Origin of the sequence: Bradyrhizobium sp. STM 3843 (assembly GCF_000239815.1) — a bacterium.
In the GTDB taxonomy this organism is placed as follows: domain Bacteria; phylum Pseudomonadota; class Alphaproteobacteria; order Rhizobiales; family Xanthobacteraceae; genus Bradyrhizobium.
Genome location: NZ_CAFK01000263.1, coordinates 48,506 through 60,342 on the forward strand (window position 1 = coordinate 48,506; position 11,837 = coordinate 60,342).

At 61.5% G+C, this 11,837-nt stretch carries 9 protein-coding genes; 3 read left to right on the plus strand and 6 right to left on the minus strand.

Annotation, left to right across the window (positions count from 1 at the left end; genetic code table 11):
* Positions 1-6: 6 nt before the first annotated feature.
* From ccmI to BRAS3843_RS27265, 6 genes are all read right to left on the minus strand, one after another.
* Positions 7-1,314: a c-type cytochrome biogenesis protein CcmI gene (ccmI, locus tag BRAS3843_RS27240; RefSeq protein ID WP_008972347.1), complete on the minus strand. Its 1,308-nt coding sequence runs from the start codon at positions 1,312-1,314 to the stop codon at positions 7-9.
* Complete coding sequence (locus tag BRAS3843_RS27245; protein WP_008972348.1) at positions 1,311-1,811, minus strand: cytochrome c-type biogenesis protein; 501 nt, start codon at positions 1,809-1,811, stop codon at positions 1,311-1,313. The genes ccmI and BRAS3843_RS27245 overlap by 4 nt, the downstream gene beginning before the upstream one ends.
* The gene (locus BRAS3843_RS27250; protein WP_008972349.1) at positions 1,808-2,344 is read right to left on the minus strand and encodes a DsbE family thiol:disulfide interchange protein; all 537 of its coding nucleotides are present in this window, start codon (positions 2,342-2,344) and stop codon (positions 1,808-1,810) included. Before BRAS3843_RS27250 ends, BRAS3843_RS27245 begins: the two co-directional genes overlap by 4 nt.
* Before the next feature lie 8 nt (positions 2,345-2,352).
* On the minus strand, positions 2,353-4,341 hold the full coding sequence (locus BRAS3843_RS27255) for a heme lyase CcmF/NrfE family subunit (protein WP_008972350.1): 1,989 nt from the start codon (positions 4,339-4,341) through the stop codon (positions 2,353-2,355).
* Positions 4,342-4,643: 302 nt separating this feature from the next.
* Entirely contained in the window at positions 4,644-6,182 is a 1,539-nt protein-coding gene (locus BRAS3843_RS27260; protein ID WP_008972351.1) for an ankyrin repeat domain-containing protein, read from the minus strand.
* Entirely contained in the window at positions 6,169-7,470 is a 1,302-nt protein-coding gene (locus BRAS3843_RS27265) for an NAD(P)-binding domain-containing protein (RefSeq protein WP_008972352.1), read from the minus strand. Before BRAS3843_RS27265 ends, BRAS3843_RS27260 begins: the two co-directional genes overlap by 14 nt.
* Before the next feature lie 394 nt (positions 7,471-7,864).
* Between BRAS3843_RS27265 and BRAS3843_RS27270 the strand changes: the two genes are divergently transcribed.
* The 3 genes from BRAS3843_RS27270 to BRAS3843_RS27280 all read left to right on the plus strand — a co-directional run.
* Positions 7,865-8,731, plus strand: a complete 867-nt coding sequence (locus tag BRAS3843_RS27270; protein ID WP_008972354.1) for a hypothetical protein — start codon at positions 7,865-7,867, stop codon at positions 8,729-8,731.
* 12 nt (positions 8,732-8,743) lie between these two features.
* Complete coding sequence (locus tag BRAS3843_RS27275) at positions 8,744-10,096, plus strand: cytochrome c3 family protein (RefSeq protein ID WP_008972355.1); 1,353 nt, start codon at positions 8,744-8,746, stop codon at positions 10,094-10,096.
* A 508-nt stretch (positions 10,097-10,604) separates the two neighbouring features.
* Positions 10,605-11,837: hypothetical protein (locus BRAS3843_RS27280; protein WP_201768869.1), on the plus strand; the 1,233-nt coding region annotated here is incomplete at its 3' end.

Below are 11,837 nucleotides of genomic sequence, written 5' to 3' on the forward strand. Positions count from 1 at the left end.
TGCGTATTACGGGTCGACGCCGAGCTGCTTCGCAGTCTCCGCGATCCGAGTTCGTTCCTCGCTATCGTCGGAAAAAACGGATAGCGCCCGCTGCAGCGACTGTCGCGCCAGCTCGGCCTCGCCCAACACGACCCGCGAGCGGATCAGTTTGATCCAGCCTTCTGCATCGCGCGGTGATTGTTCGAGCCGGCTTGCAAGATTGTCGACCATGCCCCGGATCATCGCGCCGCGGTCCTGTGGCGACATGCCTTGCGCGGCGCGGACGTCTTCCTGACTCGGACCTCGTGGAGCAGCAGTCTCCGTCGACGACTTTGCCTGGTCGGAACGGAGCAGCTCCTGCATGCGTTCGGCCGAGAGATCGGGGCTGCTTGATGCTGGAGCCTGATCCTCTCCGAGTTCGGCCAGTCGCCGCTTCAGGTCGGGCAGCCATGGCTCGTTCGGATCAGCGTCCGATATGATCGCCTTCCAATCGGCGATTGCGCCTTCCTTGTTGCCGTCCTGTTCTTTGGCGAGACCAACGAAGAAACGCGCGCGTGCGTCTTTGGGATCGAGCCTGAGCGCTTCATCCAACTCTTTCTTGGCCGCGGCGGTCACGGTGCCGTCGGCGGCTCGCACCAGCGCTTCGCCACGCGCACTCCGGTACTCGGCCGAGTCGGAGCGCAGCTCGATCGCGCGGGCGTAGGCTTGAGCCGCATCGGCAAAACGCTCGATGTTGAAGAGAGACCAGCCGAGCAGCCGCCAGCCATCGACATCCTTCGGATTGCGCTCCAGACGGGTCTGCACACGCTGGATCATCTCCTCGACCGGAGGCAATCCGCTTTTCTGTGGCGTGCGGCCTTGCGAGTCCTGGGCGGCCGCAGGCTGCGACGACGCAGCGCCTTGGGTGGTCGCGACGGATCGGACGTCGGCCACAGATCTTGCAGCCGGTTCGTTGCCCGCTTGCCCCGGGGACGCGGAAGGGACGTCCGGACTTCCGATCATCGCATAGAGAACGACGGAGCCGAAGACCACGATGCCAGTGACGACGGTGAGCGCAAATTTGCGTTCGGAAGAAGTGAGCGGAGATGCCGTCGCCTCGTCAGCGCGGTTGGCCGCGAGAATACGTCGCTTGATCTCGATCGTGGCACCCTCAGCCTCGGTCTCGTCGATCAGACCGCGTTCCGCTTCCGCCTCGATCTCCCTGAGCTGGTCTCGGTACACGGCGACGCCCTGAGCGGACGCCAACTGCGCCCGCTCGAATCGGCGGATGAAGGGGGTCGATATCAGGACGGCAGCGGCAGAAATCATCGCCGTCAACACCAGCCACAGCATCATACGGAGCTCCGTCTGTCGAGAATCGCCTCGATTGCTTTGAGTTCGTCTGCATTGAGCGCAGGAGTCCGCGCTGCAGCGCTCGCATTGGCTGCCGCACCACGGACGTAGCGGCCGAAGCCGATGATTGCCACGAGCAGCGCCAATAACGGTCCGAGCCAAAGCAAGACCGTGTTCCACTGCAGAGGAGGCTTCAATAGGACAAAGTTGCCGTAGCGGGCGACGATGAAATCCACCGCCTGCCGATCGCTGTCCCCGGCCAGCAGTCGTTCTCGAAGAAGTACGCGAAGGTCGTGCGCCAAGGGCGCGTTCGAATCGTCGATGCTTTGGTTCTGGCACACGACGCAACGCAGCTCCTGGCTCAGGACGCGTGCGCGTCCTTCGAGCCTTTCGTCCTTCAGCATCTCCTCCGGAAGCACCGCCCTGGATGGCGACACCAGGACCGTCGACACGAGTAGCGCGGCGCACAATGCCAATCGTGTCAGCTGTGGCTGGGTCATGACTCGCTCCGTAGTGCCTTGAGCAGCGGCTCGAATTCGTCACGCCAGACCTCCTCAGTGAGAGGACCCGGATAGCGGAAGCGGATGCGCCCGGTGCGGTCGATCACGAAAGTTTCGGGAACGCCGGTGACGCCGAAATCGATGCCGACCCGGCCTGGCTCGTCGGAGCCGACGCGGATATAGGGGCTTCCGTGCCGGGCGAGCCAACGCGAACCGTCGCTGCGTGTATCTTTCCAGTTCAAGCCATAGATCGGGATTCCTGAGGTCTCCGCCAGCTTGAGCAGCATGGGGTGCTCGACGCGGCAGCCCGGACACCAGGACGCGAATACGTTGAGCAAGATGACACCGCCCTTCAGATCCGTGTTGGAAAACCCTGCGTCCTTGCCGTCGAGCGAGGCCATGTTGAAGGAGGGCGTCGGCTTGTCGATCAGTGTCGAAGGCATCCTGCGCGGGTCATTGGACAGGCTGAATGCAAGCCCGGCGGTCAGTCCCATAAAGGCGAGGAGGGGGGCGAGATAGGAAAGGCGCAGCATCGGTGGTCCTACTCGGCAGGGAGGGCAGCAGCTATGGCCTGTGTGGCACGCCGTGGTGCGCCGACGCGAAACCGGCGGTCGGCGAGCGAAACAAAGCCGCCACACGCCATCATCAACGCGCCGATCCAGACCAGTGGCATCATGGGGTGATAGTAGAAGCGGACCGCCCAGGCCCCTTTGTCGTCGGGGTCGCCGAGCGTCACATAGACGTTCCACAATAGGTTGGTGCGAATGCCGGCGGCCGTGGTGAGCTGCTGGCGGACCGGATAGAAACGGCGCTCGCTATAGAGCTGCGTGAACGGCTTGCCGTTTCGCGTGATATCGAAGACGCCGCGTTCGGCCTCGTAGTTGGGCCCCGGCACCTTTCCGACCGAACGTAGCCGGACATCGTAGCCCGCGAGCTGCAGGCTTTGGCCGGGCCGCAGCATCTCGATCTTCTCGTTGGCCCAGGCCGTCATTCCGGTGATGCCTGCGACCGTGACACCCATGCCGGCGTGGGCAAGCACCAGACCATACACCGCAAGCGGCGTCGTGCGTGCGAGGCTCAGGGTCGTCACCAGCGGCGTCGACATGCCGAGGCGCGTACGGTGAGCCAGCACCATCAATGAGCCGACGACCAACCAGGCGGCAATACCCAAGAAGAACGCAACCATGACGTGGCGCCCGAACGTCGCGACGAGTATCCCGATGAAGACGAGCGCAGCGGCGCCGGCGGCGGTTTTCAGCCGCTGGAGCGCTCCAACGAGGGCGTCACGCTTCCACCTCAGGACAGGGCCGACCGTCATGGCCAGCAGAAGCGGCACAATGATGGGAACGAACGTCATATTGTAATAGGGCGGTCCGACGGAAATCTTATCGTTCCCGATCATGTCGACCAGCAGCGGATAGAAGGTGCCGAGAAAGACCGTCGCTGCGGCGGTCGTCAGCACCACATTGTTGAGCACAAGCCCGCTCTCGCGGCTGACGGAGCCAAAGAGCGCACCCTGCTTCAGGGTGGGTGCTCGGATCGCAAACAGAGTCAATGCCCCGCCGGTCGCGACCACGATCATGGCGAGGATGAATGCGCCGCGGGTCGGGTCCTGTGCGAAGGCATGGACGCTGGTGAGCACACCGGATCGCACCAGGAATGTGCCGATCAGGCTTAGCGAAAAGGTCAGTATCCCGAGCAGGATCGTCCAGCTCAGGAGCGTGTTCCGGCGCTCGACGACCAGGGCGGAATGGAGCAGAGCAGTGCCGGCGAGCCACGGCATGAAGGAGGCGTTTTCCACGGGATCCCAGAACCACCAGCCGCCCCAGCCGAGCGTGTAGTAGGCCCATGCGCTGCCAAGCGTGATCCCGATCGTCAGAAAGCACCAGGCGGCGAGCACCCAGGGACGAACCCAGCGCGCCCAACTCGCATCCACCTTGCCCTCGATCAGCGCCGCAACTGAGAATGAGAACGCCATCGAGAAGCCGACATAGCCGAGATAAAGAAACGGCGGGTGGATCGCCAGGCCTGGATCTTGAAGAATTGGATTCAGTCCATTGCCTTCGATCGGAGGATCGAGAAGCCGGGTGAACGGGTTCGAAGTCGTGACGACGAAGGTCAGAAAGCCAAGACCGATCATCCCGTGCACGGCCAGGACATTGCTTAGCAGTCGATCCGGCAGATTCGTTCCGAACAGTGCGACCGCAGCCCCGAACAAACACAGGATGAGAACCCACAACAGCATGGAGCCTTCGTGATTTCCCCAGACTCCCGAGATTTTATAGAGAAGCGGCTTCAGCGTGTGCGAGTTGGCAGCGACGACCTGGACTGAGAAGTCCGAATGCACAAAGAGCGAGGTGAGGCACGCAAAGGCGATCGCGATGAACAGAAATTGGCCGAGAGCAGCCTGTCGAACGAAGACAACAATCACGGGTTCTTGTCGCCTCAGTGCGACGAAAGGCACGATCGACTGCACGAGCGAGGTGAAGAGCGCCAGAATGAGAGCAAACGATCCGGCTTCTGCTGTCATCTTGTCCCCCGTTGGACGCGCCTATTCCTGCAACAGACTATCAAGTGTCCGTGATGCGCGCGCACTCAAGGCGGCAAATGGGGCATCAATCGTACAAAATAGTGAAGTTCATCAGATTGCGGTTGGTTGCACTTGCAACTCATTGTTAGTAAGCGCACGTCGGCGCGAGGCACCCAAGGTTTTCGCTGCGATGCATGCTCGCTAGCATTTGCAAGAATGGTAGTTGGAGAGTGGCTGCGTCTTTGCGCCGCAGCTAAAGCGTGCGAGCTTGTTGTGTCCGCAGATGGAAGGGAATGCGGCCGCTATTCCAGCAGCTTGGCAATCTCGCTGTGACCTTCGATCGTGGCGATGTCGCTTGCTCGTTCGCGCCGCTTGTTTTTTAAGTACTTGTCGGCGCCGGCGGCGAGAAGGTTCTGCGCGATCTCGACATTGCCTTCATGGGCGGCCATCATCAGCGCGGTCATCCCTTGTGCGTTGCGAACGTTGAGGTCTACCTTGCGCTGCAGAAGCACGTGGACGACGTCGGTCAGTCCACCACGCGCGGCCAAGATCAGGGGCGTGTTACCGCTCTTGGTTGGCGCTTTCGGATCGGCACCGCTCTTAAGGAGAGTCAGCGCGGCCGAAGCTCCGCCGTTTTCCAAAGCTCTCAGGAGCGGCGTCATTCCTTCGCTGTCAGCATGGCCGACGTCGGCCCCCGCACGGATCAGTTGATCCAATCCTCCCGCGTTTCCACGATCCGATGCGTACCAGAGCGCCGTCCGGCCCTGCTTGTCGCTCGCATCGATCGCGGACCTCTGGATGAGCAGCGGCGCGATCGCGTCCTTGGTACACGATGCGACGGCAACCATCAGCAGTGTCCGGCCATCGTCGAGGACAGGAAGGCCGCCCGAATTGGCTGCAAGGAGCGGAGCGATCGTGTCGGACTTGCAGCGACTGACGGCGATGGCGAGCGCAGTAGAGCCGTCCGCCCTGATCGCGGATGCGTCGGCGGACTTGGCCAATAGGAGTTTGACCATTTCAGCACGGCCCTTGTCCGCCGCCAGCATCAGGGGCGTGTCGCCGCGCCGGTTACGGACGTTGGGGTTGGCGCCAGACGAGAGCAAGAGCTCGGCGAGGTTGACTTGGCCGGCGGCTGCAGCAATCGCCAACGGTGTGTCGCCATCTTCGTTGGTCGCATTGACGTCGGCCTTCGCCGCGATCAGTTGACGCATCGGCGCGATCTGGCCGCGCAGGGCCGCATCGATAATATCGGGCTGGCCATTTCTGGATGCAGCTTGAGCGCTGAGTTTCGGATTCGCTGCCATGCGCTCGATCGCGCGATCGGTCGCATCGGGCCGCTTCTGAACTGCTGCGGGGCTGCGGCTTGCAATCTCGGCCAGGAGCCGCTCGGCAGGTTCGTAGCCGGCCGCCGCCGATTTGCGCAGCCACTCGCGGGCCCTCTCGACGTCGGTCGATGTACCTCGTGCGGCGAGATACATCGCTGCCAGATTGTATTGGGCCTTGATGTGTCCCTTCTCAGCGCTCAGCTTCATCCATTTGAACGCCAAGCCGTCATCAGGTCTGGTCCCGAGCCCGGCGCGATAGAGTGACGCAAGACGATATTGCGCATCGCGATCCCCGCCCAAAGCGGCCTGCTCGAGCAGCTTCAGCGCTTCGGCGGGACGGTTCATCCGGATTGCCGTCTCGGCAGCCCGGCTCGCAGCAGACAACGCGTCCGTTGTAGCGGCCACGCGGTCGCGCTGTTCGAATGGATTGCCACCTTGTGCGAATGCCGGGCCAACTCCGCAGCCCAACAGATACATCAGGATGATCGCGACATGAGCGGGCCTAGGCTGTGCCATATTTGGTCTCGACTTCGATTCCCATGCTCTTGAGGAAGGCGGTCGGCAGGATGCCGCCGACACAGACAATGACCGCGTTGTTGGGGATTGTGGTCAGCTCGCCTTTGGCGTTGATCTCGACGTCGTTCTCGCCGACCCGCCGGACCGATGAGCTCAGCATGACCCTGAGCCGTCCGGATCGTTCTGCGGCGTCGACCCGTTCGCGGTTCTTCGGCTTGGCGCGATTGAACGACTCGCTGCGATGCGACAAGGTCACGGTCGTGCCGGGTTCATCGGCCACCGCGCAGGCCGCCTCGAGCGCCGCGTCGCCGCCACCGACGACCAGCACGTGCTGCCCGCGATATTGTTCCGGATCGATCAGGCGGTAGACGACTTTGGTCTGCTCTTCGCCCGGGACGTCCAGCTTGCGGGGCGTTCCACGCCGACCGATGGCCAAGAGAATCGCGCGCGTCTTATAGCTGTTGCGGTCGGTCCTCACCTCAAAACCATTGTTGAGCTGGATGACGGCATCGACCCGCTCGCCGATATTCACCTTGAGCTTGGTCTTGTTCACAATCTTCATGAAGAAGCCGATCAGTTGCTCCTTGCTCAGCTCGCGAAAGTTGAACTTGCCAGCAAGCGGCAAAGTGAAGGGGGCAGTCATCACGAGCTTACCGCGGGGAAAATGAGCGACCGTGCCTCCGAGCGAGTCCTGCTCCAGCGTGACGAAACGGAGCTTGTGGTGCATTGCCGCGAGACTTGCTGATAGTCCGGCTGGACCGCACCCAACGATTACCACATCGAGCATGTCGGATCTGCCTGGAGTCTTCATCTTGCGAACTGAGTCGATCGCTTGCCGCCCTTGCTCAATGGCATTGCGGACCAGTCCCATCCCGCCCAGCTCTCCGGCGATGAAGATACCGGGCACGTTGGTCTGAAACTGCTCATCGACATTGGGAATATCGATGCCACGCGTCTCTGTACCAAAGACGAGAGTAATTGCGTTCACCGGGCATACCGCCTTGCAGGCACCGTGTCCGATGCAATGCGAAGGCTCTACGAGCGAGGCCTTGCCGCCGATCAGGCCGATGATATGTCCTTCCGGACAGGCTCTGACGCACGAGCCACAGCCGATGCATAATGCCGGATCGATGATGGGGTGAAGCGATGCCGGCTCGAGGAGCCCAGCTTCCTTGGCCGCTGAGAGCTTCGCCACGCTCTTGAATTCGCGGTGTTTGCGCGCTGCAACGTAAGCGGCCCAGACGCCGATCATTGGAGCGGCGTAGACGACGAGTAAATCCAGCGCCATGCCCTCTCTCTCATTGCTTCTTCTGCGGACCATCGCGAGTCAGCAGATCTCTGGAGTAGCAGGAGCAGCGGAAGCGAGTGCATTGCACTGAAGCCGAAGGTCTTCCCTCGTGCAGGCACTAGATGCAAATCCTTCTCAACAGCTCCCGACACAGAAAGTCCAGATTGATCACTACACGTGCGCGAATGGTCAGGCGCGTGATCGTTAATCAGTAGCGATCGGCGGAAATAAGGCTCAGGTAAATGACAGCGGCGTCGACTAATAGAGATGTCATAAATCTAACGTCAATCGAACTCGTCGGTCTTTTGGCCTGTCTGATGACTGGCGACGATTTGCCGCATGTTCTTAGTTGTGGATCTGATCCGTCAAAGGCCGACGCATGACGAGCACGACGATGGCGGCACGCGCGGGCGGAAATCTGCTTGGACGAATGCTTCCGATCTTGCTCACCGTGCTTGTTTTCTGCGCGGTGAGCGTCGGATGGCTGCAGCGGGATGAGGAATATCTGACGCCCGACTCCGGCACAGGGTATTGGCTGGGCATATACGGCGGCCTCGCCATGCTATCTCTGCTGGTCTACTCGCTGCGCAAGCGGTTCAAGTCGATGCGCGTGATCGGATCCGTCCCGTTCTGGTTCCGCAGCCATATGCTGCTCGGTATCCTCGGGCCTGTGCTCATCTTGTTCCACGCAAATTTCAGGCTCGGGGCGCTCAACAGTAACGTTGCCTTTTTTGCGATGCTGATCGTCGCGATCAGCGGCGTCATCGGCAGATACATCTACGGCAAGATCCATCTGGGTCTTCACGGCAGGAAGGCTCATGTGAAGGAGCTGTTGGCGGAGGCCGAGGCAATGAAAGTGGATCTGGGCCAAGAGTTGCAGGCCGCCGCCTTTGTCTCTCAACAGCTGAGCGCGTTCAGCAAAGGCCTTGAGAACAAGATGCCACGAACGGCGCTGGGTAGTCTCCGGGCTGGTGCGATCATCGCTGCGCGTACCAGGCGATTTCGGCGCGACGTGGTGACGGAAGCACGGCGGCTCATTCGTGCCGAAGCAAGAAGGGCGCGCTGGTCATGGTCCGAGCGACGGAGACGCCAGAAGCGGATCGAAAACGTGGTGCGACGGTATGCTGCCGCCGTGCGCAAAGCCGCGGAGCTGACGTTCTTCGAACGGCTGTTCTCGCTCTGGCACATCTTCCATCTGCCTTTGTTTTTTCTGATGTTGCTTGCCGGCATCGTGCATGTGTGGGCGGTCCATCATTATTGACGGAGTATCGTGATGAGATGGCGCCTTGCAGCACTTGCGGTCGTCGCAATCGCGTTGGCGGCCGTGGGGGCCCGTGCTCAGACCGTCCTCGAGAAGTTGGTCATGCCGGGGCCGCTGGTCGGCAAGCATGCCAAGTACGAGACCGAGTGCGGCAAGTGTCACGAAGCGTTCACGCGCAAGGCGCAGACCGGTCTCTGCCTGGATTGCCACAAGGATATCGCGGCCGATCGCAGGGAGCACGTGCGGCTGCATGGGCGCGAGCAGGGTGCGCTGAGCCAGGACTGCAGACAGTGTCACACCGATCACAAGGGACGCGAGACCGACATCGTTCAGCTCGATAAGGAGACCTTCAACCACGATTTTACCGACTACCGGCTGGTCGATGCGCACAGGAACGTGTCGTGCGCCGGGTGTCATATCGCGAAGGTCAAGTTTCGCGACACACCATCGACCTGCTTTGAGTGTCACAAGGCGATGGACCCTCATCATCGGCGCCTCGGCGAGCGCTGCGAGAACTGCCATGTCGTAACGAAGTGGCGAGACACCAAGACGTTCGACCACGCAAAGACACGGTTTCCGCTTGTCGGCGCCCACAAGTCGGTTGCGTGTGCGACCTGCCATTCGGGTCAGCAGTACAAGGATTTGCCGACGTCTTGCGCCTCCTGTCATCGGCTGCAGGATGTTCATGCCGGTCGCTTTGGCGAGAAATGCGAAACCTGTCACGACCAGGACAAGTGGAAAACCACGCACTTCAATCACGACAAGACCAGGTTCCCGCTGCGCAATGCACATGCAAAGGTGAAGTGCGAGAGCTGCCATACGGGTGATCTCTACCGTGATAAGCTCGCCACCTCCTGCGTGTCATGCCATCGCAAGCAGGACCCGCACCAGGGGAAGCTCGGGGAACGCTGTGAGAAGTGCCACAATGATACCGGATGGCGGAAGAACCTCGCCTTCGATCACGAGCTCACCCGCTTTCCCTTGATCGGCCTTCACAAACCGGTCCCCTGCGAGGAGTGTCACCGCTCGCCAACTTACAGGAACACGCCGACGGCTTGCGAGAGCTGTCACAAGGATTACCACCAGGGGCGGCTCGGAACGCGGTGTGCGAGTTGTCACAATCCGAACGGCTGGTCCTTGTGGCGGTTCGATCATGCGCAGCAGACTCGCTTCCCGCTGATTGGTCAGCATCAGAAGATCACTTGTGCATCCTGCCACAGGGCTAAATCCCCGCCGGACCTGAAGCTGCCGATGGACTGCTACAGCTGTCATCGCGGCTCGGACGTGCATAACGGCACCTTCGGACAGAGCTGCGAGCGCTGTCATGTCGCGACCGGATGGCGCAATGTTCAGATCAGGAACTGATCCGGGCGTGAGCGCCGCTCCGGATTGCAGGCTCGTCGGTAAGGCGATCATGAAGGCGTGCGCGCAGCGGCACGCTCCCCCGCGGCTTTGATCCGCATAGTCCTCCTCGTTCCGAACGCCAATTCATGCGCGAGCAAGTGTCTGGCGTGCAGCGTGCGGAAGTTCGCGTAACTGTTCAGCTTGAATTCAGCTTGGTCAAGTTTTGGGCCAGCTTGGAGCCTCTTTCTCCAGCAGTGGTTCGGTGTGTTTGCACCGCGTCGATTGCTGACGCTGGTGACCGCGCTTGGGGTCGCGTGAGTTGCAGCGAAGAAAGAAGGAGTGCGTAGGTATCTGAAAGGCGGGCGGATGGGGATCTGAGCCATCTCGCCGAATCGGACATGCGCAAAAGCTTTGAAGGATTTCCAAGGGGCGACCGCCGGGCGGTTTGCCTGACGGATCCGCTTTGCCTGACGGCCAGAAGACGGCGCCGCGCAGCTCCGAATACGGGGTTGGGAAGTTGGAGAGTGGGGTGGAGTGCTGCTACCGCGTTGTTAGGCTGTTCGCGCGTCAATCGTGCACCGCGCTATGGTGGGCGGTCGCTGCGATCCTATTTGCGTTCGCCGCGCTCGACCCGGCTATCGGGCAGGGATCGTTTGACCATTTCTCGACTGGGTTTCCGCTGACGGGCAGCCATCGCACGGTCGAGTGCTCGTCGTGCCATATCGGAGGCCGCTTCAAAGGCACGCAGACGCAGTGCGCGAGTTGTCACAATGGCGCCCAGACAGCCGGCATGTCGGTCAATCATCCCAAGACCACCGCGCGCTGCGAAAGCTGCCACCAGACGTCGACCTGGAAGGATATACGAACGATCGATCACACGCAGGCGAAGGCGCCGTGCGCCGCCTGCCACAACGGTCTGATGGCTCTTGGCAAACCAACGAGTCACATTACGACCACTGCGCCTTGCGACGCCTGCCACAGGACGACGGCCAGCTTCCGCGTAGCGATGAAGATGGATCACACCGGCATCGTCGTCGGTTGCGCCAACTGCCACAACGGTACGGTTGCCCGCGGCAAGCCGAGCGGACATGTGCCGACGGCGCTTCCCTGCGAATCCTGTCATACGCGTACGGCCAGCTTTGCCGGCGCCGCATTCCAGCACAGGACGACCGACAGTAACTGCGCATCGTGCCACAACGGGCAGACTGCGCTCGGCATGACGGTCCCGCCGCACATCCCGGTGACGGGCGTCCAGTGCTCGAACTGCCATAACAACACCGCCGCGGCGTTTGACGTCTACATGATGAGCCATGCGACCGTGAGCGCGAGCCGTTGCGACAGCTGCCACAATGGCAGCTACACCGGGCAGGGCAACACCGGCGCGCTCGGCACCAAATCGTACCCGAACCACGTCGCCACCAACGGCCAGGACTGCATCATCTGCCATGCCACCGCAGCGTCCGGTGGGTTCAAGAGCTGGGGTGGTGGCGGCTTCAAGCATGCCGCGACCGACACCAATTGCGCGACCTGCCACAACGGCAAGACCGCGCAGGGCATGACCACACCGCCGCACGTTCCGGTAACGGGACTCCAATGCTCGAACTGCCATAGCAACACGGCGGCGGCATTCGACGTCTACACGATGAACCACGCGGCGGTGAGTGCGAGCCGCTGCGACAGCTGCCACAACGGCAGCTACACCGGGCAGGGCACCAAGGGTGCGATGGGCACCGCGTCCTATCCCAACCATATCCCGACTAAT

Coding starts and splice junctions, on each gene's coding strand:
- BRAS3843_RS27260 (WP_008972351.1), bottom strand. CDS start 6,182: ATGGCACAGCCTAGGCCCGCTCATGTCGCGATCATCCTGATGTATCTG.
- BRAS3843_RS27255 (WP_008972350.1), bottom strand. CDS start 4,341: ATGACAGCAGAAGCCGGATCGTTTGCTCTCATTCTGGCGCTCTTCACC.
- BRAS3843_RS27265 (WP_008972352.1), bottom strand. CDS start 7,470: ATGGCGCTGGATTTACTCGTCGTCTACGCCGCTCCAATGATCGGCGTC.
- BRAS3843_RS27275 (WP_008972355.1), top strand. CDS start 8,744: ATGAGATGGCGCCTTGCAGCACTTGCGGTCGTCGCAATCGCGTTGGCG.
- BRAS3843_RS27245 (WP_008972348.1), bottom strand. CDS start 1,811: ATGACCCAGCCACAGCTGACACGATTGGCATTGTGCGCCGCGCTACTC.
- ccmI (WP_008972347.1), bottom strand. CDS start 1,314: ATGATGCTGTGGCTGGTGTTGACGGCGATGATTTCTGCCGCTGCCGTC.
- BRAS3843_RS27250 (WP_008972349.1), bottom strand. CDS start 2,344: ATGCTGCGCCTTTCCTATCTCGCCCCCCTCCTCGCCTTTATGGGACTG.
- BRAS3843_RS27270 (WP_008972354.1), top strand. CDS start 7,865: ATGGCGGCACGCGCGGGCGGAAATCTGCTTGGACGAATGCTTCCGATC.